Source organism: Listeria innocua, assembly GCF_028596125.1.
GTDB lineage: Bacteria > Bacillota > Bacilli > Lactobacillales > Listeriaceae > Listeria > Listeria innocua.
Genome location: NZ_CP117229.1, coordinates 2211781 through 2238221, shown reverse-complemented (window position 1 = coordinate 2238221; position 26441 = coordinate 2211781). Strand labels below are relative to the sequence as shown.

Sequence of the window (26441 nt, the reverse complement as noted above, 5' to 3'; positions counted from 1 at the left end):
CGTATAATGAGATGTAGAAAAAGGTGTGGAGGGATTAAAATGGAAGAACGTTTGTATGAACTAGAAGATAAAGTGCAGGATTTAGAGCTAGAAGTACACGATTTACGTGAAAGAATTCAACTACTCGAAGATAGACCAGCTGCTCGTCCTAGCCTGATTGGACACAATGTATGGGTTTTAATTCCATTAGTCGCTATTTTTTCATGGATGATTGTTGAAATCTTTGGTTAAAAGGAGCCTGTAATAGTCTCCTTTTTATTTATAAAAAATTAATTTATACAAAAGTATGCGATAATAGTAAAGCTTTTCTTGTTTTTTTTAAGTTCGTCACAAAAAATCTATATTTATTTACTTGCTTTTTTTGAGAAGAATAGTAAAATAAGTTATAGGATAGAGTTTTACCTCGATGAAAGTTTCATTTTATAAATGTGATTTTCATGGGGATAAGACCCTATCATGGTTATAATGACTTTTGGTGTATCCATCTTCCAATAGAATGGCAACTAGTCAGACATCTGTTTAGACACCAAAATCATTATTTGTTTTCATTCATCTCATTGGCCGTGTAGTTTATGTCTATGCCTCATCCCGTTATGCATAGACGACCGAACATGATGGCAACGCTGGAAATGTTTATTTCGAGCGTCTTTTTTTGTCTTCTTTTATAGGCGGAATAATTTAATAACAATCTAGTTATTGTTATACTATAGAAGAGGATAGGAGGAGATTTATATGACTTTAAAAGGTAAAAAAGTTATTGCACTTGTTAGTGAAGACTTTGAGGATTTAGAGCTATGGTATCCGGTGCTTAGATTACGCGAGGCAGGTGCTTCGGTACATTTAGTTGCAGAGGAAGCTAAAAAAGTTTATCACGGTAAGTACGGAGTTCCTGTTACTTCTGATTATGATTTTGATTCTGTTCGCGCAGAAGATTATGATGGAATCTTAGTCCCAGGTGGTTGGTCCCCAGATAAGCTGCGTCGTTTTGACAGCGTACTTAATTTGGTTCGCGCGTTTGATAAAGCGAAAAAACCAATCGGACAAATTTGCCACGCTGGTTGGGTACTTGTTTCTGCCGGAATTTTAGAAGGTGTAAATGTAACAAGTACGCCAGGAATTAAAGATGATATGACTAATGCGGGAGCTATTTGGCATAATGAGCCAGTTGTAACAGACGGGCACATTATTTCGAGTCGCCGCCCGCCAGATCTACCAGAATATTTACCAGCGTTCATTTCCGCTTTAGAAGATTAAAAAAAGAAGCATTTCCGTTTTGGGAATGCTTCTTTTTATTTTAAAAGTAAAAAGTAATAATAAAGCCGATAAAGCTAGGAATTGCTGCAACTAAAAACAGGATACTCCAGCGTAATTGGCTTTTTCGACTTGGATTTCCACTACGCCCACCAAAGGATACGAATGCAGATAAGATAATGGAGGCAAAAACAATGATAGTTGTTACGATGGAATATAAGGTGGATACAGTGTAGTCAGGCATCAGAAAACTTGCTAGGAAAACTACAACAGCAAGTGCGACACCAGCGAGCAGTGATTTTAAAAACACGACAAGTTCAACTCATTTCTAATTAGTTTCTCTCTTCTTTATAGCAAAAGAGTGAGTTTTTGTCCAATAAAAAAGCGCCTACCTAAGTTTGGTAGACGCTAGTCGTTTATTAATGTGGTAAAAATGCAACGAGGATGAAGAATAATACGGCGATAACGATTAAGAACCAGTTAAGTTCGCGCCATTTGCCAGTAAATACTTTTAATACTGGGTAAGAAATGAAACCAAATGCTAAGCCGATAGCAATACTTGAAGTAAGTGGCATCGCTAGAATAACTAAGAAAGCAGGGAAAGCTTCATCTAGTGTATCCCAGTCGATTTCTTTTACAGCACCAATCATCATGCTACCAACAATGATTAGAGCTGGTGCAGTGATAGCAGAAATTCCAGATACAGCGCCAACAAGTGGAGCGAAGAATGCCGACACCATGAATAAGATAGCTACTGTAAGTGTAGTAAGACCAGTACGTCCACCAGTTGCAACGCCAGCAGAAGATTCAATGTAGGCACTTGTTGGAGTTGTACCAAACATAGAACCAACACTTGTTGCAACCGCATCAGCCATTAATGCTTGTTTCGCATTTGGTAATGATTCACCTTTCATTAGGCCAGCTTTTTTTGCAACACCAATCATTGTTCCGGTTGTATCAAAAATCGTTATAAGTAAGAAGGACAGGACGACAGCATAGAGCCCGTAACTCATCACATCACCAAAAGCGTGAATAGGGTTAGTGAAGACGAATTCTGGCATTGGCGGAAGTTTGACGATACCTTCTGTAAATTTAAGTTCACCTGTGATAAAAGCGATGATACCAGTTGCAATCATCCCAATGAATAAAGCACCTTTTACATTTAAAGCAAGCAAGATTAAAGTGATTAAAAGACCAACAATAGCTAAAATAGCTTCTTTGGAATGTAAGTCACCTAAACCTACTAAGTTAGAATCGTTAGAAACAATAATACCTGTCATACGGAAGCCAAGGAAAGCGATAAATAAACCAATACCAGCAGTAATCCCAGCTTTTAAATTATGTGGAATGGCTTCAATGATTTTTTCACGAAGCGGCGTTAAAGATAATAGTAAGAAAATAATACCTGCTACAAAGACCGCAGCGAATGCGACCGAATAATCTAGTTTTTGAGTTGTAACTACTGTTACGAAATAAGCATTCATACCAAGTCCTGGCGCAATTGCGATTGGATAATTAGCGAAAATCGCCATCCATAATGTACCAATGACTGCAGAGATGATAGTTGCCATAAATACGGTATTGAATGGAACACCTGCTGCGGAAAGAATTGCTGGGTTAACTACTACGATATATACCATCGTTAGGAATGTAGTAAAACCAGAGATAACTTCAGTTTTTACATCTGTACCGTTTGCTTTTAATTGAAACATGCGTGTGTTTCACTCCTTTTTTAAAATCATGCTTAATGGTAAATAACGAACATTAAAAACCACAACTTCAATATTATTCGTTTTTTACCAAAAAAGCAACCCCTTTTGGAAGATTTCTTAAATAGTTTATCTATGTTACAATGAAAGTATCACTTATACTAGGGGGATGCATGTGAAAGCAGTTGTTTTTGATTTTGATGGAACTATGCTTGATACGGAGAATTTATGGTACACGGAGACAATGAAATATTTGAAAGATACGTACAATATTGATTTGCCAGATGAAATTTATCAGCAAATTATCGGTACAAGTGAAGAACCAATTATTAGCTATATGATGGAAGCAACGAACGGGGCTTTTGATAAAGAAGCTTTTTTAACTACCGTGGCGGAAGCTTGTCATCTCGGGCAACAATCACTTGGTTTTCGTAATGGCTTTAAAGAATTTTTTGAACAAGTAAAAGCGAATGGTTATAAAATTGGGCTTGCAACGAGTTCGGGATTTGATTGGATTGAACCTACGCTGGATCGTCTGGGCATTTTAGCTGATTTCGAGACGATACAAACGGCAGATCATGTCGAGGAAATTAAACCACATCCAGCACTTTATTTACAAGCAGTGGAAGCCCTTGGTGTAAAGCCGGAAGAAGCAATCGCGATAGAAGACTCGAAAAATGGTGCGTTATCAGCACTACAGGCGGGCTTAAAAGTTTACATCGTACCTAATGAAGCGACGAAAAATATTACTTTTCCAAAAGAAGCGACAGTTGTTTCTTCTTTTGCAGAAATCAAATTAAAATAAAAAAAAGAGCAAACTTGCTGATGAAGCGAGTTTGCTCTTTTTATTAGAAGGTTAATTTGGCTAAACGGTTGAATGCTTCTTCTAGTACGCTAATATCTTGCGTTGCGGCTAGGCGAACGTAATTATCACCTGATTCACCAAAAGCTAACCCTGGAATAACGAGTACTTGTGTTTCTTTTAAAACGTATTCTGTAAAGGAAACGGAATCCATTTTTGTTTTAGAAATATTAATAAATGCATAAATGGATCCTTTTAGCGGGTGTAAGGAAAGATATGGAATTTCTGCTACTCGTTTTGCGATATATTCTAGGCGTTTTTGGAAGGTTTCTGTTACTAAAGGAATTAGTGTCTCAGAATGGTTCAAAGCGTAAATAGCAGCTCGTTGGGACGGTGACGGAGCTGAATAAGTAATTCCTTCGTTAATAATTTTTGCTGCTTCATTTAAATAGGTAGGAGCAATCATATACCCAAGGCGCCAACCTGTCATTGCGAAATTTTTTGACATGCTTCCGAACGTGATTGTATGATCGGGCGCGAATTTGGCCATTGGTACGAAGTCTTCATAAAAACTAAAACCATCATACACTTCATCAGATAAAATAAAGAAGTCATATTTTTTCGCTAGATTGGCGATTTTTTCAAAAGTTTCTGGAGAAAAGACGGCACCGGTTGGATTATTAGGCGAATTTAAAATTAAAGCTTTGGTTTTATTCGTAATAGCTGCTTCTAAAATATCAACATTAATGGCAAAACCATCTTTTTCGTAGGTTGGAATAATGATTGGCGTACCACCTGAGTTTAACACTTGATCTTTATAAGGGGAGAAGTATGGTTCGTGAATAATGACTTCATCACCGTCATCTAAAATCGTTTGCAAGGTTAAATACATACCATGAAGTGCGCCAACTGTGGCACGGATTTGGCTTCGTTCAAAAGACAGATCATAATTGCGACTGAAATAACCACGAATGGCGTCAATTAATTCAACATCCCCACCAGATTCTGTATATTTTGTATGACCAGCGCGTACGTCTTCAAAAGCCGCGTTAATAATTGATGCATCTGTGATTAAATCAGGGTCGCCAATAGATAAATCTAGAATATCCGGCATTGTTTTTGCAAGCGTTCCAATATCAGCTAGGATATTAACGGGCATTTGTTGATGTTTTTTAGCAATTTTTGAGTTATTCATCATGTTTAATTAGCTCCTCTTCTCTATAAGTGCAGATAAACGCCTCACCGAGAAATAAGTGAGACGTAATCTATGTTTATGCTAAAACTTTTCCTAAAAAGTCTTTAGTACGATCGTTTTGCGGGTTTCCGAATACTTCTTCGGGCGTGCCTTGTTCTTGAATCACGCCGGCATCCATGAAGACAACGCGATCGGCAACTTCTCTTGCGAATCCCATTTCGTGTGTGACGACAACCATCGTCATGCCTTCTTTAGCAAGCGACTTCATAACGCTTAATACTTCACCGACCATTTCTGGATCGAGTGCGGAAGTTGGTTCATCGAATAGCATTACGTCTGGATTCATTGCAAGGGCTCTGGCAATGGCTACCCGTTGTTGTTGTCCACCAGAAAGCTGAGAAGGGTAGCTAGTTGCTTTATCAGCTAAGCCAACTTTTTCAAGTAGAGAAAGCGCATGTTCTTTAGCTGCTGTGCTATCTTCGTTTTTTACTTTCATTGGGGCTAGCATTAGGTTTTCAAGAACATTTTTATGTGGAAATAAGTTGAAGTTTTGGAAAACCATGCCCATTTTTTGACGAAGTTCGTTGACGTTTGTTTGTTTTGCCATTAGGTCTTTGTTTTCAAAAAGAATCGTGCCGGTTGTTGGTTGTTCTAATAAGTTCAGGCAACGTAAGAAGGTACTTTTCCCGCTTCCGGAAGGGCCGATAACTACGACCACTTCTCCGGATGCGATTTCAAGGTCAATGCCTTTTAAGACTTCTAATTTACCGAAATGTTTGTGTAAGTTTTTAATATTAATCACTTGTTCTCATTCTCCTTTCAGCAACACCTAGTAGTCTTGACAAGCTAAATGTTAGTACAAAGTAAATTAATGATGTGATGATTAGTGGGATAAATGGTTTGAAGCTTGCGCCTTGGACTACACCAGTCATAAACATTAGTTCTGTTACACCAATGACGGATACGATGGAAGATTCCTTAATAACAGTAACGAATTCATTCCCAAGCGCAGGAAGAATATTTTTTACGGCTTGTGGCAAGATGATGTAACGCATGCTTGCTCCTTGTGTCATACCAAGAGAACGAGCTGCTTCCATTTGCCCTTTGTTGACAGCAGAAATACCTGCGCGGATAATTTCAGCAACATAAGCGGCACTGTTTAGCGATAGGGCGATACAACCAGAAACAAAGGCGGATACGTCCATACCGATAATTTGAGTTCCGAAAAAGACGATGAAAATTTGAATTAGAAGTGGCGTACCACGGACAAATTCTATATAACAAGCTGCTGGCCAGCGTAACCATCTTGTTTTTGCAAGTTTCATGAGAGCTAGTAATGAGCCGAGAATGGCACCACATAATACGCCAATTGCAGCAAGAGCAATCGTAATCAATGTACCAGTGATAAAGTAATTACCATACTTCTCGTAAAAACTACCATCCTGGAACATTAATTTGTTGGCTTCGTTTTGATATTTCTTCAGTAAGCCAGTATCTTGTATATCTTTAATAGAAGCGTTGACTTTTTCTTGTAAAGCAGTGGAACCTTTTGGCATTGCAATGGCTGTTTCTTTGCTACCATTAACAAATTTAATATCTGCTAATGCGAGTGTTTTATCTTGGCTAATATAAGCTTCTGCAACAGGTCCTTCTAAAACTACTGCATCGAGCTTGTTGCTTTTAAGGTTCAAAATTAAATCAGGTACTTTTTGAAGTGAAACAACGTCTGAACCAACTAGTTCATTTTTGGCTAATTCTTCTTGGGTTGTTTGTTTTTGGGCACCAACTTTAATGCCATTAAAATCATTTACACTTGTAAATTTCTCTTTATCCGTTTTTCTAATCACAACGCGCTGTTGTACAAACATATACGGGTCAGAAAAATCGACTTCTTTTTGACGTTCTGGAGTTGGTGACATACCAGAAATAATCATATCAATCTTGCCGGTTTTTAGTGAACCGAGCAAACTATCGAAGTTCATTTCTTTAATATCTAATTTAACGTCTAAATCTTTGGCAATTTTTTCAGCGATACTTACATCAAAACCGACAACCTTATCTTTACCGTCGATGGTTTGATGAAATTCATACGGCGGATAATCAGCGGAAAGTCCAACTGTTAAAACACCTTTTTCTTGGATTTTAGTTAAAGTTTCATCTTGTGTATCAGCGGCGAACACTGTTGTGAAGCCAGAAAATACAAATATAAAAATAAGTAAAATTGCTGCGAACTTTTGTAATACATGCTTCTGCATAAGTACAACTCCCTCTAGTATTTGAGTAATTTATGATAAATAAATCGTTATTATCGATGTTTATTATAATACATCAAAATGAGTAAATATGCAATAAGTTTTTAAAATAAACTTGATTTGTTCTTGTATTTATTAGTTTTATTCAAAAAAATGTATAAAAAGAGCCTTGCTATAACAAGGCTCTAAATAAATTATAAGATGAATCTTAGTACGTAGAAGATAAGAGCTGCAATCGTTGCAGAAATAGGAAGTGTGATAACCCATGTAATAATCATGCGTTGTGCAGTATCCCATTTTACTCCTTTAACACGGTGAGCTGTTCCAACACCAAGAATAGAAGAGCTGATTACGTGTGTTGTACTAACTGGTAAATGAATGAAAGTGGCACCGAAAATGATAATAACAGAACTTAAGTCAGCTGCTACACCGTTAACGGGTTTGATTTTCATGATTTTACCGCCGACTGTTTTGATGATTTTCCAACCACCAATACTTGTACCAATCGCCATAGCTACCGCACAGGATACTTGAACCCATAATTGCACATCATCTGTTGATTGGAAACCACTGGCAATTAAAGCCATTGTGATAATCCCCATTGATTTTTGTGCATCATTTGTTCCGTGTGTGTAAGATTGTAGCGCGGCTGTACCGACTTGAATCATCCGGAAGCGCCGATTGGTCGTGGCTAAGTTTAGGTTCTTCAAGAAAATCTTGAAGAGTGAATATATCGTGTAACCGACTACGAAAGCAAGTACAGGAGATACTAATAAACCAACAATGATTTTAGTAAATCCACTGTATTCGATAGCTGCAAATCCGGCTGATGCAATAGCTGCACCTGCAATGGAACCAATCAAGGCATGAGAGGAACTACTAGGAATCCCGAAATACCAAGTAATTAAGTTCCATGCGATTGCCGAAAGTAATGCTGCTAAAATAACAAGTTCCCCGTGATCTAAGTCAAATGGGTTAACAATGTCTTTTGTAATAGTTTTAGCAACCCCTGTGAATGAAATAGCACCCACAAAGTTCATTACTGCTGCAAGAATAATCGCATGTCGTGGTTTTAAGGCTTTTGTAGAGACACTAGTCGCAATTGCGTTGGCTGTATCATGAAATCCATTGATTAGATCAAATGCAAGCGCAGCAAGTACGATGACAAGGGTGATTAGAAACATTCCTTCCATCTATCTAGACCCCTTACGCATTTTTCATGACAATTGATTCAAGCGTATTGGCAACGCTTTGACAACTATCAGCAATGTCTTCTAATTTTTCATAAACTTCTCTTAGACGAATAAGTTTAATTGGATCTTTTTCGTTTTGGAAAAGTTGGATTAGTGATTCGCGGTAAACATCATCACATTGGGATTCGTAATCTTTAATTTGAATCGCAAGTTTACGAACATCTTTTAATTTTTTATCAAAAACAAGGTCAACTGCTTTTTCAATTTCAACAGTGCTTGCTTGGATAGCTTGGATAAATTTAGTCATGTATTCATCGTAATGAGTGATTTGGCAGATTTCAAGTGAGAAAGCTGTCTCATCAAGTGCATCCATCACGTCATCAAGGCGGTTAGTAAGTTCTAACATATCCTCGCGTTCGATTGGTGTGATGAAAGCGTCATTTAATTCCATAATCATTTTGTGAACCATGGAGTCCCCAGCTGTTTCATATTCTTTGATTTTATTCGAGAAAGTATGTAAATCCTCCACCGAATTAATGTTGTAAGTTGCAAAGAAATTTGCACCTTCATGTAAATTTACTGCAATGTCATGCAACAACGAAGCAAAACGGTCTTTTTTATTTTTAAAAGCCATTTTCTTAATTCCCCCGATCATTTTTGGTCATTAATAATCAGCTCGCTTTTACTTTAAAAAGGGAGCTTTTTTCTTAACGATAAGTTAACAAAAACAAATAAAAAATTTGATAGATCTTTACCACAAATTAATACTAACATAGGATGGGAATAAATAGGAAACTTTTTTTTGCAGAAAGCGCAAATAAACGACCTGACAGCGTTTCCAATGGCTGTTTTTAGGTATTTAAGAAAATGAATAAAAAAAGTAGATTTTTTGCGTCTTTTTATTAGGAGAGTAAGGCGCATTTCGGTATACTGGTTTTAAAATATAAATTTGCGAAAATAGTGTATAATTCATTTAAGAGAAAAAGTTCACAATTAGTTTTCGTGAGGAGGGTTTCGTTTTGACAAAAACTTTACAAGACAGAATGATACTACCGGGGAATGAGACAATTCCTTATATTGGACTTGGTGTATTTCAAGTGACTGAGCAAGAATTTATCGCTGGTGCTGTGGAGAAAGCCATTGAAGTTGGTTATCGTTTATTTGATACAGCAGCAGTTTATAATAATGAAGCAATTGTTGGGCAAGCGATTTTGGATAGTGCAGTGCCACGAGAAGAATTATTTATAAGCTCGAAAGTGTGGAATGGCGATCTTGGTTATGATGAAACCTTATTTGCTTTTGAACGGACGCTTCGAAATTTGAAGTTGGATTATTTGGATTTATATTTAATTCACTGGCCAGTTGCAGGGAAATACCGGGATTCATGGCGGGCAATGGAGCGGCTACATGATGAAAAACTTATTAAATCAATTGGGGTTGCGAATTTTAAACAACATCATTTAAGTGATTTATTGGTTGCCGCAAATGAAAAACCAGTTTTAAACCAAGTAGAAACGCATCCGCTTTTACCGCAAAATGACCTTCGAAAATATTTGGCGGAACAGAATATCGCGCATGCTGCCTGGTCACCGCTTGCTAAAGGGATATTAATGCAAAATCCAGTTATTACAGAAATTGCGAAAAAACATCAAGCTTCTGTTGACCAAGTGATTTTACAGTGGCATTTGAACCGGAATACGATTATTTTTCCTAAGTCGATTACGTCTAGCCGTATTGAAGAAAATTCACGACTTTCATACTTCCAGTTGGATGCAAGTGACATGGAAAAAATCGACCGACTAGAAACAGGTAAACGAGTTGGGCCAGACCCAGATGATTTAGAATATTTTTTAAGCAGTATTGAACGAGAACGAGCTTATTTAACAGGTGGGGAAAAAGAATGACGACTATTCAAACGTTATTCCGTGCTAATCGTTCTGTAGCAGATTCGAAGCCAATGGAAGCATACATGAAAAACCAATTCCCATTTTTAGGAATTAGAGCCACTGAACGAAAAAAATTAGTAGCAGATTTTTTAAGAGAAAATGGTATGCCGGATGATTTACTGAGACTTGTTGTGGAATTATTTGCAGAAGAAGAGCGTGAACTTCAATACGCGGCAATTGATTTATTAAGTCGCTATGGTAAAAAACAAGCCAGTGAAGCAATTGAAATCTATGAGCAATTAGTTACGACGAAATCATGGTGGGATACGGTAGATGGCTTAGCTGGAACGGTCGTAAGTAATCATTTCAAACTATATCCCGATTTAATCCCTATCTATAATGAAGCATGGATAAACGGAGATAATATTTGGCTAGCTCGGACGGCCATTTTATTTCAATTAAAATATAAAGAAGAAACAAATGCTGAACTCTTATTTGCAAATTGTGAAAAATGGCTAGGTTCTAAAGAGTTTTTCATTCAGAAGGCAATCGGTTGGGCGCTTAGACAATATGCGAAAGTAGATAGTGAGGCAGTTCGCGTTTTTGTAAACAGCCATACGCTTGCGCCACTTAGTCGTAGAGAAGCGCTTAAACATATCGGGGAGGCGTGAAATGTTACATCATGTGGAAATCTATGTAGCTAATATCGAAAAAAGCCGGCTATTTTGGTCGGAGCTGTTAGAAGAGCTTTCTTATGAATTATATCAAACGTGGAATGAAGGATTTAGCTATAAATTTGGAGAGACGTATTTAGTCTTTGTTCAAACCGAGGAGCCATTTCTCTCAGAGGGTTATCATCGTAAGCGAATTGGACTTAATCATTTAGCTTTTCACGGTGGTACAAAGAAACGTGTGGATGACTTTCGAGCTAAATTAAAAGCAAAAGGAATCAAGCTTCTATACGAAGACAGGTTTCCTTTTGCTGGTGGTAAAAATCATTATGCTGTGTTTTTTGAAGATCCGGATGGTATGAAAGTAGAGATTTGTACAGAAGTCACAATTTAATATTGTGGCTTTTTAAAATACCCAATCATCTCCAGCTGGTGCGGAAAAATTCATTTCTTTGCCTTTGAAAGGATGATTAAGATGTAATTTCTCTGCGTGTAACATGATTCGGTTTGCACGACTTGATCCGCCGTAAAGTGTATCGCCAATGATTGGATGACCGATTCCGCTTAAGTGAACACGGATTTGGTGCGTCCGGCCAGTTTCGATTTGGCATTCTACAAGAGACGTATTATTTTCATTGTCATTTTCTAAAACTTTAACGTGAGTAACGGCAGGTTGACCATAAGGACTGATTTGGCGTCTTGAGCCGTGATGACGGTCTTCGCCAATAGGTTTATTAATCGTCTGCATCACAAGTCCCCAAGTGCCATCAACCGCAGCAAGATAAGTCCGGTGAATCGCTCTATTTTCCATTTGCCACGATAATCCAGCGATAGCTAACTTGTTCTTAGCAAAAAGAACTAATCCTGAAGTGGTTTGATCGAGCCGGTGAACAGCAAGAGCGTTTGCTTCTTGTCCCGTTTTTTCTAAATAATATTGCACTGCATTTGCGCATGTATCCGTTTCGTAGCTGTCATTTGCGTGAGTTTTCATCCCAACAGGTTTATTAACTACTAGTAAAAAATCATCTTCATAAATAATTTCTAAGTCATATTCATAAACCGGGATTTTATCGTGCAAAATAATCGGTAAAGAAAGACTTGCGCCAACAAAAAGCGGAGTATTCCAGTCGTCTAGCGGTTTATTATTCAGTAAAACATCTTGAGACATTCTGATCTCATGTCGTGCTTTTTTTCCAAGGTGAAATTTTTCTTGCAAAATAGCAGTTAGAGTAAGACCTTCCCAGTCTTCTAAAATAGGTAAAGTTAAATGCGTCATATAAGTTTCATCCGTTCTAATTTATTTTTGTTCTTTTCGAAATTGGTTTGGCGATAAAGCTGTATGTCTTTTAAAAGTAGTAGAAAAATGGGAGGAATTAGGAAAACCAGACATTTTTCCAATAAGTTCAATAGATAAGGTTGTGTTTTGGAGCTGATTTTTTGCATAGTCGATTCGAATATTGTCTAAATAAGTAATTGGTGTGATGTCTGTAATCCGTTTAAACGTTCGATGGAGATGATATGGACTCCCGTGACAATCATCGGCAATAATCTGTAAAGTTAATGGCTTTGCAAAATTTTCTTCAATGTAAGCCTTAATGTTGCCTACCCATTCTGTATCGGGTAAACTTTTCCCTCCAGATTTGCATCGTTTACAAGGACGAAAGCCATGCGAAGTAGCTTCTTCCTTACTATGGAAGATAACAATATTTTCTTTTTTAGGTAAACGCGATTTACAAGAAGGAAAACAAAATATTTTCGTAGTCTTCACACCATAGAAAAAAGTACCATCAGCAGTGCGATCATTCGTTGAAATTGCTTGCCATCTTTTTTTAGTTAAGTAATAATCTGACAATGTAATCACCTCAACTTCTTCTTAATCATAAACGTTATAGCGTTAAATTGCGAGAAAAACTTTTCTAATCTTGCTATTACAACCAGGTATTATAGAAAAACTAATTTGTTAAGCGTATAATTAATAGTTGAAAGAGGTGAAGAAAATGGAGAAGTTCTATGATGATTCCATCCGTTTTGCGGGAGAAAAAATTTATTTCGCCGCCACTGATAAAGGTTTGTTTTATGTTGGGAAAAATAAGGAAAACTTGCAATCAGCGATACATGACCCAGAGAAAATGAGGAAATATAAAGCAGAACTACTTGCTTATTTAAATGGAGAAAGCATTCATTTCACTTTCCCTATTGATTTATCCGGAACAGCATTACAATTAGAAGTTTTTGAAGCCTTAAAAACGATTCCATATGGAGAAACTAGAACCTATACAGAAATAGCTGAACAAATTAATCGCCCAAAAGCAGTCCGTGCAGTCGGAACAGCTATTGGAAAAAACCCCTTACTTGTAATTATCCCGTGCCACCGAGTCATCGGAAAAAGCGGGAAACTAACAGGGTATAGTGGCGGAATACCAATGAAACAAGCGCTATTAACATTAGAAAAAAAGAATGTAAATCAATTTTCTTTTTAAAAGGGAATTGATTTATTTTTATATCTACTGTACTATTATAACTAGTACAATTAGTTCTCTATAATTAAAAGTCATGAAAGTGGGGGGAGAGATGTTTACTATTAATACGAAAAGTCAACTGCCAATTTATGAACAGATCGTCCAAAAAATTAAAGAACAAGTTGTCAAAGGCATACTTCAAGAAGGCGAAAAAATTCTTTCTATACGAGAGTTCGCCAGCAGAATAGGAGTGAATCCAAACACTGTGAGTAAAGCTTACCAAGAATTAGAACGTCAAGAAGTAATCGTCACGGTTAAAGGAAAAGGAACCTTTATTGCGGACCAAACAGAAAAGAACAGTTCGCCAAAAAAGTTAGCAGAAACTAAAATAAAATTAAAAGAAATAATTTTAGATTTAGTTTATCTTGGAATTAATGTGGAAGAAATACATAAATTATCTGTTGAATACAGTCAGGACATCATTGGAGGTGACAAAATTTGAGGGTTGATTCGTTAAGTAAAAAAATTGATGGGAAGCTTTTGCTTGATAAGATAACATTTGAAGTGAATCCAGGAGAGATTGTTGGCATAGTTGGACGAAACGGCATCGGGAAAACAACACTTTTTCGAACAATGATGGGTTTTTACATTCCAGATGAAGGGGATGTCTACTTAGATGAGCCGATAAGTAAAAATCCCGAACTAAAGCAAAAAATATTTATGCTACAAGATAACTTAGGCTGCTGGGATGGCTACAAAATTCCAACAATAAAAAAATTCTATCAAAAGACTTATCCATTATTTGATGGAGCTAAATTTGATTTATTAATGAATCAAGTCAACCTTGCCACGGATGTTAAGTTTCAAACGTATTCTAAAGGAATGAAAGCACTTTTCGGTTTAGTTTTGTCACTTTGTATTGGAGCAGATTTTATTTTACTTGATGAACCTATGGAAGGTATAGATGTTATCGCTCAAAAGAAAATTACTGGGATTTTATTAGAAGAAGTAGAACGACGGAAATTAGGTATTGTAATTTCTTCACATCGTTTAAACGACTTAGAACCAATTGCCGATTATATCCATATTTTACAAGGAAATCGCATTGAAGAATCCTATCATCTTGAAACTTTACGTGAACAAGCAGTCAAAATTCAAATTGCTTTTGAAAACAAAAAATTACCAACTATTTTACTTGAAAATGGTAAAGTGATTAACAAATATGGGCGGGTGTATACGATTTTATTCCGGGATATGAATACAGAATTATATGCTGCTATAAAACGAGAAAAACCGATTTTCATGGATGAACTTGCGGTTACATTAGAAGACCTGTTTGTTTATCATCTAGAGGAACAAGGGGGAGAAGAATAATGAGTACAGGGCTTCTCTTTAAAGAATGGCGTCAAAACGCATGGATATTTTTATTTATTGTTATTGCCTTTATTGGTTCAGAAGCAATGACAGCTACTAATACAGTAGATATGTTTAATCAAAATTATAAGTATTACCAGTCGGAAGAATTTCAAAAAGTGAATGTGGATGATCAACAATTGACGCCAAATGAAATTAAAATGGATTTAAGCTTAACTCCTTATGATTTTGAAGGAAATTTAGCCTTGTTCTTTTATGTATTTTTGTTTTTAGGGTTAAAGTTAACCGTATTTGAAAAAAATAAGCAAATGGATTATTTTACGTATGGCTTACCTTATTCTAAAAACCAGATATTTTGGCATAAATTACTCATTCCTTCATTAATCATCTTTATTATAGTTCCTTTAATTATTTCCTTGAGATTTATGTATATATATCAGCAAATTCCTGAGTTATATTTACCGAATGTGTCTGATTCTAGTATGTATATTGCATCTTTTTCACTGTTATTTTTATTCTCTTTCACTTTAGCAATAGCTGTTGGTTATCTTGTTGGAGACATAATCGCTGCAGGCCTCGTTGCTATAGGAGCAGTAGCAAGCTTTTTCTACATGTTTCCAGGTGCAACAACTAATTTGATAGTTGGATTTAAAGCCTTTTTGGAAGGTAAATCATTGGCCGATGTTGATGGCGGTGCGGTTATGTTGTTTTCAGCCCTACCAACCCCGCTTTTAAGTGGAAGTATGGTCATCAGCGAATTTATAGTACTTATTGCTCTATCCATTTTAATGATAATAATTGGCTGGTATGCCTTAAAAACAGCTTCCCTTGAAAATAACGGTAGATTCTTAATGAATAACAAATTCCGTATGCCGATACTTATTATTGGTTCCATTTATATCACGATATGTTTAGGCGGACATTACTCTAAATTTAATTATGAAAGTCTGATAACAACCACTCAAGCTGTAACTTTGCTCGTAAAAATGATTTTAATTTTCATTGTTACTGCTACAGCATTCTGGTTCCTAATGTACAAATGGAAAACTATAAAAAAACTATAACAAAAAAAGTATCGAGGTTGGATTCCCCAACCTCGATACTTTTTTTAAATATGATCACGAGCAAATTTTTTCTTTCTGGCAAATACGATTAATAAAAGAGCTAACCCGAATAATGCAATACCAGCATTTAGTAGGAAAATAGCAGCAATATCAATCCTAGAAATAGCGGCAGCGATAAGTGGAATAACAAAAACAGCAATGCCTTCAGCGATCGTATAAAGGCTAGTAACAAAACCTTTACCACGAGCAGAGACTTCGGCGAGAAGTGTTAAACCTAATTGGATAATACCACCAGCTGAGAAGTAACCAAGCAAGAAAGCACCAACTAGGCAGACAATTTCAGTTGGGAATGCAAAAAGCGTGAAGGAAACTAACATCGTCATCGTTACATACGTTATTAAAATATGAAGTGTTTTAACCCCACGATTTCCTAAAATAAACGTTACACATACGCATAAAATAGCACCAACACTTGCATAGCTCACAAGTAGTCTAGAAGCATTATCAGTCATATGAATAACTTCAGAACCGTATTTTGCTATCCATTGACTCATAATGTATAGAAGCGTCTGTGCTACAAATCCAAAGAGAATCAAACAGATTTCATCAATGCTAAAATGAAATGCTTTTTTCTCTTCAACGATTTCTTTCTCGAAATCAAGCGGTTTTCCAACGGTCATTGGAGGGAACGTACGGGTCAACGTATACAGTAAGTTAATAAGTAAAATCGCAATTAACACGATAAAACTCCAGCCGTACCATAAGTTATTTGCTAAAATAAAAGCAATCATAAATGGTAAGAGAAACTGACCAGCTTGTACAAAAGCTTTTACAACGATGTTAGCTGATGCCGCTTTTTTAGGATAAGCTTCCATTAATGCTGGGTAAGTACCTGTATCAAGGAAAGAGTTTGCAATTCCTGCTGAAATCCCGAAAGCATAGGCTATGATAGTATTTGGACTTAATAAAATACCGCCTAAAAAAACAATATAGAAAAATACGCCGAGAATGACGGATAATTTACGACCGAATTTATCTGATAGTTTTCCTGATATAAAAACAGCAAGTAATTTACCAATCCCAAATGAAGAAACAACGCCGGCAGCACCAGCTAAATCTGTATGCCATTTTTGAGATAAAAAATCAATATTTTGTGCAATGATGATTAACGCCATACCATGAACGAAATAGTTCATATAAAGTCCTAGTGAAGTAGATAAATACTTATTTTTCATAATCTGCTCTCCTTTATGTAGTTACTTTGGAAGACCTTTTCATGAGAAATACCCTTATTTTAAAAGCTTTTATATAGATAAAACTCATAAGTTTGTGCTTTAATTCACAAATGATATGTAAGTTCAACTGAGCAAGTGAATGCTCAGTTGAAGTGTTTCTTATTTAGTTGCAATTTTAGATTCATTTTTGTAACGCATATTGACGAAGATTGCTAGTAAGATTCCGATAACTGTGATCACTACATTGAATAATAACACATATTTCGGACCTTCGATACCACCAGCTTTAGTAATATAGCTCGCAATGTTTAAAACGATATAGTTTGCAAGGCTTGAGGAAATCATAACAATCGAAGTGATTTTCCCTTTGTTCGTAGGGAAAAATTCGTTGGCAGTTGATACAGCTAGTTGAAGAACCCCACCAGCAGCAGCGTATCCAATTACAAATCCACCAATTAAGCATATAGTCGGTGTTTGGACGATGTAAATAATTAGTAGCATTAAAGTAGCAATTGCTGGATATATAATGAGAATTCGCACTGGTAAAATGAATTTTTTCACGAGAACAGCTGTAATTAAAATAGCACACATAGTACCTAGTGAGTAGAATGATTGAATCTTACTTGGATCAGCCATGCCATATAATTTTCCGAGCTCTTGGTTACAGTTTAACCATAGTTGGAAAGTGGAGGTACATGTGAAACCTATACCTATGATTGCCCAACTAGTTGCATTGAATTTCATTTTCGCTGGTTTTGCTTTTTCGCCGCCCACATTGTTATTCATTGGTGGGAATGGCATAAATGCGATAATTAAACCGTCGATAACAATTAATGCCATCGTAATAATAAATAGTGTACGGAAAGACATATTCGCCGCTGCTACCATACCAATAGCGAAAGGTAATACGAATTGTCCGATAGAAATAGAGAATTTAGTAAACATATTGGCAATAGCGCCATTTTTAGTGAAAATTTCTAGAACGGATGGTGTTACAGCAGTGTCTAAGAATGAATTCGCGGCACCGCCTACAAAAGCGAAAGCATAAGCAATATACATATTCGGTGCAAATGCTAATCCGATGAAATAAATGGCATATAAACCAACACCGATTAATGCGGAAGGTTTACGGCCAAATTTATCTGAAAAAGGTCCAGAAATTGGCAGTGTAAGTAAACGTCCTAGGCCGAGTGCTGCGATAACAGCAATAACCATACTGACATCAAAGGTACCGTCGGAAAGCTTGTCTGCTCCCCATACTCCAGCGAAATCTTGTTTGTATTGGCCAAGAATGGATACCCCAATACCGTGAATAAAATAAGTAAAATAAAGTGCAATTGCTGTTGGATAAAATCTTTTTGCGTTCATTTTTTTCTCCTCTCGAAATCCTGATGAATTTATTAATTAAAATATAAATCTTTTACTTCTGAAACAGGCATATCTTTACCTGTGAACAGTTTGTATGCTTCTGCGCCTTGCCATAAAAGCATGCCTAGTCCGCCTATAGTTTTTGAACCAGCAGCTTCTGCATCTAGCAAAAGTCTGGTTTTCTTTGGATTGTAGACAACATCGGTGACGATTAAATCTTTTCTGAAGACAGTCGTATCTTTGACAGGCGTTTCATTTTCATGTGGATGCATACCAACGAGTGTAGCATTTACTAAAATATCACTAGTCGCTATTTCCTCATGTAATTTTGCTGCGTCATTTAAGTCATAAATATGTACGATGCAGTCAGGAACTTCTTGTTTAATAGAAGCAATCGTTTGTTTAGCTTTTTCATAAAAATCATCTTTAATATTAAAAATGGCGATTTCCTTGGCCCCATCAAGTGCGCACTGAACTTGGATTGCTGTTGCTGCACCACCAGCGCCGATGATGGTCATTTTTTTGCCCGCCACATCTACACCAGAATCCCGTAAATTACTAGCAAAACCAAGACCGTCTGTGATATGTCCGGTTAGTTTCCCATCTTCATTTATAATGGTATTTACAGCACCAATCATTCGCGCAGCAGGGGAAAGTTCATCCATGTATTTTAAAACTTCACTTTTACAAGGCATGGTTACGTTAGAGCCACGCAGGTTAAAAGTCTTGATAGCAGCAATTGCATCAGCGACTTTACTTACAGGAATATCAAATGCAAGATACGCATAATCTAAACCAGCTTTTTGAAAACTATAATTATACATGATTGGGGATTTTGAATGGTCTACGGGTGTACCAATTAAACTTAGAAGCCGAGTTGATCCTGAAATTCTTTTTTCCACGTTCATATACCTCCAAGTAGGTTTGTACTCGCCGGCTTAACAGCGAGTACAACCATAAATTATAATTGCAATACCGCATCTAGTGCTTCTTTGGTTGCATCTAATGCTCGGCGCGCACGAACTGCATCACCGATAACATAAGTTTCTGGGACGATTTTCTTGATGGCTTCCTCCAGTGGATTGTAAGCTCTTGATCCCATTGCAAGTACGACAGAATCAAACCCATCAATGCGGTACTCTTTTTCATCAGCTAAGGAGTACGTGACCCCGTCTGGTAAGAAACTCGTCACTTTTGCATTAGTAATACTTTTAATTTTATACTCGTCAAAATCGCGCATAAGGAATTTTCGGTGTTCAGAAATAACATCTGCTCCGACTTCATCACGAAGTTCGACGACTGTTACATCATGACCAGCTTCACCTAAAAATGCAGCAGTCTCACTACCAACCATACCTCCGCCAACAACTAGTACTTTTTTGCCACAAGATTCTTTGCCATCAAGTAAGTCGACTGCGTGGATTAAGCCGGAATCTTCAATACCTGGAATTGGTAAGACGAGTGGGGTAGCGCCCGTCGCAATAATAACTGCATCTGGGGCAATATCTTGAATAAGTTCGGGCGTGACAGGTGTATTGGTTTTAATTTCCACATCGAATTGCTCACATTTTTTAATGTAACTGCGAACCATATTAGTTAGGTCGCCTTTTCCTGGGGGATAGGCAGCTAAACGCATTTGGCCGCCGATAATGTCTGATGCTTCGTACACTGTTACATCATGACCTCTTGAGCCAGCCATCCAACCAGCATAAAGCCCTCCAACACCACCGCCGATAACAACAACTTTTTTACTAGGTGTTTTTGGCAAATAGGCTTCGGATTCGCGGCCGAGTAGAGGATTCACTAAACAAGTAATAGGTTTTCCAGCATACATGTTAGCGACACAACCTTGAAGACAAGCGATACAAGGAAGTAATTCGTCTAGTTTTCCAGCCGCCGCCTTATTCGGTGTTTCTGGATCAGCTAACGATTGTCGTCCGAAAGCAACTAAGTCAGCCCGACCTTCGCGAACCATTAGTTCAGCATAATGCGGCTCGGTGAAACGCCCAACTGTAATTACTGGGATAGAAACCGCGCGTTTAATTTGTGTTACAAGGTCAGAACTAAAACCAGCGTGTAACACGGTAGGAGCCCACATGTATTCATCGCGAATATGAACGCTACGAGAAACATGCAAACCATCTAAACCACAATCTTCCAAATAAGCAGCTACCGTCGCACTATCTTGGACACTTAGTCCGCCATCCACGCCATCCGTACTGTTAATTCGGCATAGGATTGCGATGGAATGACCAACACGTTTTCGAATGCTTTCGATAATGAGTCTTGGTAGTCGCATTCTATTTTCAAAACAGCCGCCGAATTCATCCACACGTTTATTCGTGCGTCCAGATAGGAAACTACTTACTAAATAACCATGAGCGCAGTGAACTTCTACTGCATCAGCCCCAGCTTTTTTTGCTCGTAAAGCCGCTTCCCCGTAAAGTTCAATTAATTCATAAAGTTCTTCCCGTGAAATGGCTTCCGGTGTATTGCGTCCTTCTGCTGAAGCGATGGCGGAAGCTGCTTTTAAAGGATAACCAGAAACTTTAGAATTTCCTTCAGGTCCAGCGTGTTGCAATTGCACAGAGATTTTGGCACCCGCGTCATGACAAGCATCTATCACTCGTTTAAAACTGGCAATTTGATGATCGCTATAAAGACATGCTTTATTTGCGCCGCCTTTTGCCCGAACATCTACAACGGTCGCTTCAAAAGTAATTAGACCAAAGCCACCAAGCGCACGTTCTTTATAATAGGCTAATGAAGTATCTGTTAAAGTGCCATCTGTATTCGCATAGTTATTACACATTGGAGATACAACAAAACGATTTGGTACTCTCATAGGCCCGATATCAATCGGTGAGAACATCGAATTAAATTTCAAAAAAAACACTTCCCTTTCAAGGTAGAATCTTCTTGTTACGTTACTTTTTTCACATGTTTAATTATTTTATTATTTGGGAGAAATTTCTGGCCATGCTTCGTCTAATACTTTTTTCGTGGCATTATATACTTTGATGGCAGCATATTCTAAACCAGTTTCTACCATGGAGTCGGATATAACTTCAACGCCCATAACACGGGGGTTAACGCCATGCTCTTTCAAGATTCGAGCAAAGCCGACTGTATCGCCGTATCCTTCGCCAGGAGCAAGTCGGTCATGGAGAGATTCTTCCCGAAGTTCTTTGTAAGGTGTTTCGTGTACGTCGCATAATTGGATGGAAACAATCCGGTCAGCGGGAACATTTTTAATTGATTCTGCTGTTTGGTTTGCTCTAGCCCAGTGCCAAGTGTCGCAAATTAGTTGTGCATTATCCCTGCCACATGCTTCAGCTACACGCCAAGCTGCTGCTAAGTCTGCTACACCACTGTATGGCATAAACTCTAAACCGATAATTAATTCTTCCGCACGGTCACACAATTCACCGAGTGCCGTAATGATTTGTTCTTCGGGGATTTTTTCAAGCAAACCGCAGTTAATATGTTTGACGCCGAATAAACGCGCCATGTGGAAAGTAGTTTGTTCTTTCTTTTGCTGTTCGACTGTGCGGTCCTCGGCGGTTCCCCACTGAGTTATGTATTCTACTTCTGTTACTTTGATGTTATGCTCATCTAAAATCCGCAACATATCTTCATCAGTTAATCCAGCGGCTAATGCATCTACATAGTTTTCTGCACGCAAGCCAATTCCATCAAAACCATTTTCTGCTGCGATTCTCACTCGTTCAGGAAAAGATACCTCCGTTCCAAGCGTGTATGAGCTAATCGTGATTGGGCATTTTTTTAGGTCGCCATTTGCATTTGTCATAAAAATTATCTCCTCTCTAGAATAAAAATCACAAGAAACTTTGATAATATTTTCACAAACACCAGTAAAAAAATAAATTCCCGTTCATTAAATATCGCTGATGTGATAACGCCTTCAATGTTTGAAATTTCAACTGGACAGTTAACGTATTCTACCGTATATTGGTTTTTAAGGAATAGTTTGTTCTGCTGGTGTAACTACAGTCTAATTGTATTATGACTATTCCATAAAAACAAATTGGTATTATTCTATTAATTGATAGATAAATTACATAGATAATTTTTAGTAAGGAGAGAAGCCATGAATTTACACCATTTACGTTATTTCGTCACATTGGCGCACATGGAACATTACACAAAAGCAGCTGAAAAATTACTCATCACTCAACCGAGTTTAAGTCACGCAATTTCTTCGTTAGAACAAGAATTAGGTATACCTTTATTTGAAAAAGAGGGACGAAACATTGGATTAAGCAAGGCTGGAAAAGTATTTCTGGATTATGTAGAAGAATCGTTAGACATGATTGATGCCGGAGTAGCAACTACCAAAAAAGCCGCAAACGGAGAAGGGCAGATTGATTTAGCATTTTTACAAACGCTTGGAACCTCACTTGTGCCTAAGCTTGTTCAAGAATTCATACAAACAGAACCAGAAAAGAAAATTGATTTCGTTTTTCATACGGGTGTTTCGATTGATATTATTCAAGGACTAAAAGAAAAGAAATACGATATTGGGATATGCTCTAAGCTCGAGAATGAACGAAATATTCATTTTACACCGATTGCAAAACAAGAATTAGTGCTGATTGTACCAAAAAGTCATCCATTAGCTGAAAAAGATTGGATTGATTTAATTGAAACCGTGCCATACCCGCATATTGCTTTCTCAAAGAAAAGCGGCTTACGACCAATTATTGATGATTTATTTAGAAAAATTGGCGAGGATTACAAAATTGCCTATGAAATCGAAGTAGATCAAGTGATTGCAGGGATGGTTGCGCAAAATTTTGGGATTGCCGTTGTTCCAAATATGCCGATTTTAAATTATGTGGACGTTAAAGTTTTACCAATTAGAAGTCCAAACTGGGAACGTTTCTTTTATTTAGCGGTTGTAAAAAACCAAACGTTAACTCCAGCAGCAGAGCGATTCAAACAATTTATGCTAGAACATCGCATTTAAAAAGGTAGCTATCCAAGTGAATGGATAGCTACCTTTATTATTAGTCATTTGTTTTTTTGATAATCTCAATATATTCAATATGATGGGGTTCGCCTTGTTTCACGCGGAAAATAAAGCCATCGTAATCGATTTCGTCCCCAACTTCTACTTCATAATTTTGTGTTAAGAACCAGCCGCCGATTGTGTCAACTTCTTCTTCCTCGATTTCAGTACCTAAAATATTATTTACTTCATCAATCAGAAGTTTTGCGTCAACAATGTAGTGACCGTCTTTGATTTTACGGATTTCTGGAATTTCATCAGCATCAAATTCATCGCGAATATCACCAACGATTTCCTCGACAATATCTTCTACCGTAACGAGCCCGGAAGTACCGCCATATTCGTCAAGTAAAATCGCAATATGGGAGCGTTCGCGCTGCATTCGGAAAAGCAATTCTTTAATTGGAATTGTTTCAATCACACGAATAATTGGTTTTACGTAAGGATCAATACTAAAACTTGGATTCGATCCGTGTTCCACATATGCTGACAAAATTTCTTTTAAATTAAGTACACCAATAACGTGGTCCTTATCTCCATCAATAACTGGATAGCGCGTATAACGCTCATTTTGCATGATGTCGGATAATTCGCCGATAGTAGATCCCGTATCAACCGTTACAATCTCCGTTCGCGGAATCATGACTTCTTTCGCCATACGTTCGTCAAAATCAAAAATCTTATTCACATAACGGAATTCTGATTGATTGATTTCACCGCTCTTATAACTTTCGCCAACGATTATTTTTAACTCATCTTCTGTATGAGCGATTTCATGTTCAGAAGCTGGCTCTAAGCCGAATAAACGCGCGATGAAAACCGCAGAACCATTTAAAATCCAAATGAACGGGAACATCACTTTATAAAAAATATGCAGTGGACGTGCTACCGCAAGAGCAACCGTTTCAGTTTTATCAATCGCAAGTGTTTTCGGTACAAGTTCCCCGACAACCACGTGTAAGAACGTGATAAAAAGAAAGGCTATAGTGAACGAAAGAATCGTAATAGCAGATTGTGGTAGTTCTAGCAAGCTGAATAATGGATGCAATGCAGCTTCAACCGTAGATTCCCCTAACCAACCAAGTCCAAGAGAACTAATCGTTATCCCGAGTTGGCAGGCCGATAAGTAAGCGTTCAAATGATTGTAAATATGTCTAGCAAGAACCGCACGTTTATCTTTCTCTGCAATTAATTGGTCCAAACGGCTCGGTCGCATTTTTACAATCGCAAATTCCGTTGCCACGAAAAACGCCGATATAGCAATAAGTAAAGCTATAATTAAAAATTTAATGGTTAATATCAATAAATCGCCTTGGCAGAAACTGTTTCTGCTAAGGCAAACACCTCCTAATTTAATATAAATAAGCTTATGATAAAACTATCTATATAGAAGAAAAAAACGGCTCTGGAAGAGAACTCCTCCAATGTATTGCTGCATACTTTTCATTCTAGTTAGATAATTTAAGTGAATTAGTTTCTCTGCCCCATCGAATATTCCCTCCCAGCAAATGATACTTTAATCTAAATTATAGTTGACTTTACGATTATTGACAATGAATATTATTCAAAAAAAGGTTCAATATGGACTAACGTAAATGCACCTTCGTATTCATTACGGATTTTTTGTTCAACAATTTCAGTGATTTCATGGCTTTTTACTACATTTAAATCTGGATCAACTGCGATAGTTGCATCAATCCAAATACGATTTCCATTCATCCGCGCCTTTATATCAATAACTTTTTTGACATCGGGGACAGAAGCGATTAAATCGTGAATTGTTTCTAATTTGGATACATCAAAGCCATCTGTTAATGTATGAGCTGCATCATAAAAGATTTTGACAGCCGTATAAACAATTAAAACACCAACTAAAAAGGCTGTCACTGAATCAAGCCACGGAATTCCAAGTACTGCTCCGATAATTCCAATGAATGCACCAAAACTAACAAATGCATCCGAGCGATTATCATAAGCAGCAGCTCGGACCGCCTGACTATCAAGTTTTTTCGCGAGTCTATGATTATATAAATAAATAGCATACATGAATACACCTGAAAAAAGTGCTACAATAGCAGTCAACATGGAAGGTGCAGTGAATTCCTTTTCAATAATATGAACAATAGAACTCCAAATGACTTGAACACCAACTAAAAACATAATAATGGATGCAATTAAGGAGCTAATTGTTTCTGTTCGCCGGTGACCATAAGAATGATCGGCGTCAGGTGGAATGCGTGAAATTCTAAGGCCAATCAGAAGAGCAACGGATGCGACTATATCTGTTGTGTTATTTAATCCATCTGCAAGTAATGCATCAGAATTTCCGAAATGACCAGCTGCAATTTTTAAAACGGAAAGAAATAAGTAAGCAAATATACTTAAAAAGGCGGCTTTTTCTGCTTTTTTTAAATCATTATATCCGTCCATAGTATGTATACCCCTTTCTTTTAACATAAAAGTCCCGCCTACGAGTGGCGGGACAACGAAATCTAAGCCTCTATCAATACGTGCTCTAAATTTTTTACAGATAAGGCAATGTTATCACAGACTTCTTGATAACTCGCCCATTTTTTGGGTAACGCTATTTCTTGTTCTGGATCATCAATGTCCCAATAAATAATTTTTTCTTGTATGTTAGCAGGAAATTGTGGTGCAGTTTCATGTGCAGAATCATAAATTGTTACAATGAGATCAGCATCTGCCAGTAGTTCAGAGCTAGGGGAATAAGACAAGCTTTCAGGTGGCTCAATCGCAAACTCATTCAACGCTTCTGCAATAAATGGAGTTGCTTTGGATTTATGCCAAGAACCGCTAATGAATTTGACATTGCTAAGTGAAAGTTTCTTCGCCCAAGCTTCAGCAATGGCACTTCGAATATGCGTTTGTGATAAAAAGTAGATCAGCTTTTGCGTCATATTCCAAATCCTTTCCGGCTTATTAATGAACC

Annotated in this window: 28 protein-coding genes and 1 pseudogene; 12 read left to right on the top strand and 17 right to left on the bottom strand. The window is 37.3% G+C overall.

All coding sequences use genetic code 11. From position 1 onward, the window contains the following. Positions 1–39 precede the first annotated feature (39 nt). The 3 genes and pseudogenes from PQQ29_RS11645 (at position 40) to PQQ29_RS11635 (ending at position 1254) form a co-directional block, all read left to right on the top strand. The gene (locus PQQ29_RS11645; RefSeq protein WP_003763635.1) at positions 40–231 is read left to right on the top strand and encodes a hypothetical protein; all 192 of its coding nucleotides are present in this window, start codon (positions 40–42) and stop codon (positions 229–231) included. Between the two features lie 26 nt (positions 232–257). Continuing rightward, positions 258–569, top strand: a pseudogene (locus tag PQQ29_RS11640) (hypothetical protein). 163 nt (positions 570–732) lie between these two features. Continuing rightward, on the top strand, positions 733–1254 hold the full coding sequence (locus PQQ29_RS11635) for a type 1 glutamine amidotransferase domain-containing protein (RefSeq protein WP_003723656.1): 522 nt from the start codon (positions 733–735) through the stop codon (positions 1252–1254). A gap of 40 nt (positions 1255–1294) precedes the next feature. On the opposite strand, the gene PQQ29_RS11630 is transcribed toward PQQ29_RS11635, so the two are convergent. After that, positions 1295–1561: a hypothetical protein gene (locus tag PQQ29_RS11630; protein ID WP_010991141.1), complete on the bottom strand. Its 267-nt coding sequence runs from the start codon at positions 1559–1561 to the stop codon at positions 1295–1297. A 109-nt stretch (positions 1562–1670) separates the two neighbouring features. Further along, the gene (locus PQQ29_RS11625; protein ID WP_003767704.1) at positions 1671–2963 is read right to left on the bottom strand and encodes an NCS2 family permease; all 1293 of its coding nucleotides are present in this window, start codon (positions 2961–2963) and stop codon (positions 1671–1673) included. 172 nt (positions 2964–3135) lie between these two features. Between PQQ29_RS11625 and PQQ29_RS11620 the strand changes: the two genes are divergently transcribed. Next, complete coding sequence (locus PQQ29_RS11620) at positions 3136–3765, top strand: HAD family hydrolase (RefSeq protein ID WP_010991140.1); 630 nt, start codon at positions 3136–3138, stop codon at positions 3763–3765. Positions 3766–3808: 43 nt separating this feature from the next. Here the strand turns inward: PQQ29_RS11620 and PQQ29_RS11615 are convergent, their stop codons facing one another. The 5 genes from PQQ29_RS11615 to PQQ29_RS11595 all read right to left on the bottom strand — a co-directional run bounded on the left by PQQ29_RS11615 (position 3809) and on the right by PQQ29_RS11595 (position 9036). Beyond that, positions 3809–4957: a pyridoxal phosphate-dependent aminotransferase gene (locus PQQ29_RS11615; protein ID WP_033533890.1), complete on the bottom strand. Its 1149-nt coding sequence runs from the start codon at positions 4955–4957 to the stop codon at positions 3809–3811. Between the two features lie 76 nt (positions 4958–5033). After that, positions 5034–5759 (bottom strand): amino acid ABC transporter ATP-binding protein, encoded by a 726-nt coding sequence (locus tag PQQ29_RS11610; protein WP_003768064.1) that lies wholly within the window; start codon positions 5757–5759, stop codon positions 5034–5036. Further along, on the bottom strand, positions 5752–7212 hold the full coding sequence (locus PQQ29_RS11605; RefSeq protein ID WP_003769888.1) for an ABC transporter substrate-binding protein/permease: 1461 nt from the start codon (positions 7210–7212) through the stop codon (positions 5752–5754). The genes PQQ29_RS11610 and PQQ29_RS11605 overlap by 8 nt, the downstream gene beginning before the upstream one ends. Positions 7213–7403: 191 nt before the next feature. Beyond that, positions 7404–8402, bottom strand: coding sequence for an inorganic phosphate transporter (locus PQQ29_RS11600; protein WP_010991139.1), 999 nt, complete (start codon positions 8400–8402; stop codon positions 7404–7406). Between the two features lie 13 nt (positions 8403–8415). Beyond that, positions 8416–9036: a DUF47 domain-containing protein gene (locus PQQ29_RS11595; RefSeq protein WP_003723380.1), complete on the bottom strand. Its 621-nt coding sequence runs from the start codon at positions 9034–9036 to the stop codon at positions 8416–8418. 385 nt (positions 9037–9421) lie between these two features. On the opposite strand from PQQ29_RS11595, the gene PQQ29_RS11590 reads away from it, so the two are divergent. Genes PQQ29_RS11590 through PQQ29_RS11580 form a run of 3 tightly spaced genes read left to right on the top strand, consistent with a single transcriptional unit; the run spans position 9422 to position 11353 of the window. Then, positions 9422–10306 carry an aldo/keto reductase gene (locus PQQ29_RS11590; RefSeq protein WP_010991138.1) on the top strand — a complete coding sequence of 295 codons (885 nt, stop codon included), beginning with the start codon at positions 9422–9424 and terminating at the stop codon, positions 10304–10306. Next, positions 10303–10959, top strand: coding sequence for a DNA alkylation repair protein (locus PQQ29_RS11585; protein ID WP_010991137.1), 657 nt, complete (start codon positions 10303–10305; stop codon positions 10957–10959). The genes PQQ29_RS11590 and PQQ29_RS11585 overlap by 4 nt, the downstream gene beginning before the upstream one ends. A 1-nt stretch (position 10960) precedes the next feature. Beyond that, complete coding sequence (locus PQQ29_RS11580; RefSeq protein WP_010991136.1) at positions 10961–11353, top strand: VOC family protein; 393 nt, start codon at positions 10961–10963, stop codon at positions 11351–11353. 12 nt (positions 11354–11365) lie between these two features. Here the strand turns inward: PQQ29_RS11580 and PQQ29_RS11575 are convergent, their stop codons facing one another. Together PQQ29_RS11575 and PQQ29_RS11570 are read right to left on the bottom strand one after the other, a co-directional pair. Further along, positions 11366–12235 carry an RluA family pseudouridine synthase gene (locus PQQ29_RS11575; RefSeq protein ID WP_003763612.1) on the bottom strand — a complete coding sequence of 290 codons (870 nt, stop codon included), beginning with the start codon at positions 12233–12235 and terminating at the stop codon, positions 11366–11368. A gap of 21 nt (positions 12236–12256) precedes the next feature. After that, complete coding sequence (locus PQQ29_RS11570; RefSeq protein WP_010991135.1) at positions 12257–12811, bottom strand: bifunctional transcriptional activator/DNA repair enzyme AdaA; 555 nt, start codon at positions 12809–12811, stop codon at positions 12257–12259. 145 nt (positions 12812–12956) lie between these two features. On the opposite strand from PQQ29_RS11570, the gene PQQ29_RS11565 reads away from it, so the two are divergent. The 4 genes from PQQ29_RS11565 (at position 12957) to PQQ29_RS11550 (ending at position 15856) form a co-directional block, all read left to right on the top strand. Continuing rightward, positions 12957–13439, top strand: coding sequence for a methylated-DNA--[protein]-cysteine S-methyltransferase (locus PQQ29_RS11565; RefSeq protein WP_010991134.1), 483 nt, complete (start codon positions 12957–12959; stop codon positions 13437–13439). A gap of 91 nt (positions 13440–13530) precedes the next feature. Beyond that, positions 13531–13920, top strand: a complete 390-nt coding sequence (locus PQQ29_RS11560) for a GntR family transcriptional regulator (protein ID WP_003763608.1) — start codon at positions 13531–13533, stop codon at positions 13918–13920. After that, on the top strand, positions 13917–14792 hold the full coding sequence (locus PQQ29_RS11555; protein WP_003763607.1) for an ATP-binding cassette domain-containing protein: 876 nt from the start codon (positions 13917–13919) through the stop codon (positions 14790–14792). Before PQQ29_RS11560 ends, PQQ29_RS11555 begins: the two co-directional genes overlap by 4 nt. Further along, on the top strand, positions 14792–15856 hold the full coding sequence (locus PQQ29_RS11550) for a hypothetical protein (protein WP_003769878.1): 1065 nt from the start codon (positions 14792–14794) through the stop codon (positions 15854–15856). The genes PQQ29_RS11555 and PQQ29_RS11550 overlap by 1 nt, the downstream gene beginning before the upstream one ends. A 44-nt stretch (positions 15857–15900) precedes the next feature. Here PQQ29_RS11550 and PQQ29_RS11545 read toward each other — a convergent pair whose 3' ends face one another. The 5 genes from PQQ29_RS11545 to PQQ29_RS11525 all read right to left on the bottom strand — a co-directional run bounded on the left by PQQ29_RS11545 (position 15901) and on the right by PQQ29_RS11525 (position 22270). Beyond that, positions 15901–17091 (bottom strand): MFS transporter, encoded by a 1191-nt coding sequence (locus PQQ29_RS11545; RefSeq protein ID WP_010991133.1) that lies wholly within the window; start codon positions 17089–17091, stop codon positions 15901–15903. Between the two features lie 159 nt (positions 17092–17250). Beyond that, complete coding sequence (locus PQQ29_RS11540; protein WP_003769874.1) at positions 17251–18459, bottom strand: MFS transporter; 1209 nt, start codon at positions 18457–18459, stop codon at positions 17251–17253. A gap of 32 nt (positions 18460–18491) precedes the next feature. Beyond that, on the bottom strand, positions 18492–19361 hold the full coding sequence (gene aroE / locus PQQ29_RS11535) for a shikimate dehydrogenase (protein ID WP_010991132.1): 870 nt from the start codon (positions 19359–19361) through the stop codon (positions 18492–18494). A gap of 59 nt (positions 19362–19420) precedes the next feature. Further along, entirely contained in the window at positions 19421–21346 is a 1926-nt protein-coding gene (locus PQQ29_RS11530; RefSeq protein WP_010991131.1) for an oxidoreductase, read from the bottom strand. Between the two features lie 69 nt (positions 21347–21415). Continuing rightward, positions 21416–22270, bottom strand: a complete 855-nt coding sequence (locus tag PQQ29_RS11525) for a sugar phosphate isomerase/epimerase family protein (RefSeq protein WP_003769869.1) — start codon at positions 22268–22270, stop codon at positions 21416–21418. Positions 22271–22570: 300 nt separating this feature from the next. Between PQQ29_RS11525 and PQQ29_RS11520 the strand changes: the two genes are divergently transcribed. Continuing rightward, positions 22571–23449 (top strand): LysR family transcriptional regulator, encoded by an 879-nt coding sequence (locus PQQ29_RS11520; RefSeq protein ID WP_003763592.1) that lies wholly within the window; start codon positions 22571–22573, stop codon positions 23447–23449. 40 nt (positions 23450–23489) lie between these two features. On the opposite strand, the gene PQQ29_RS11515 is transcribed toward PQQ29_RS11520, so the two are convergent. The 3 genes from PQQ29_RS11515 to PQQ29_RS11505 form a co-directional block, all read right to left on the bottom strand. Then, the gene (locus PQQ29_RS11515) at positions 23490–24794 is read right to left on the bottom strand and encodes a hemolysin family protein (protein WP_003769865.1); all 1305 of its coding nucleotides are present in this window, start codon (positions 24792–24794) and stop codon (positions 23490–23492) included. A gap of 257 nt (positions 24795–25051) precedes the next feature. Next, positions 25052–25921, bottom strand: coding sequence for a cation diffusion facilitator family transporter (locus PQQ29_RS11510; protein WP_003763583.1), 870 nt, complete (start codon positions 25919–25921; stop codon positions 25052–25054). Positions 25922–25983: 62 nt separating this feature from the next. Beyond that, on the bottom strand, positions 25984–26409 hold the full coding sequence (locus tag PQQ29_RS11505) for a low molecular weight phosphatase family protein (RefSeq protein WP_003768022.1): 426 nt from the start codon (positions 26407–26409) through the stop codon (positions 25984–25986). Positions 26410–26441 lie beyond the last annotated feature (32 nt).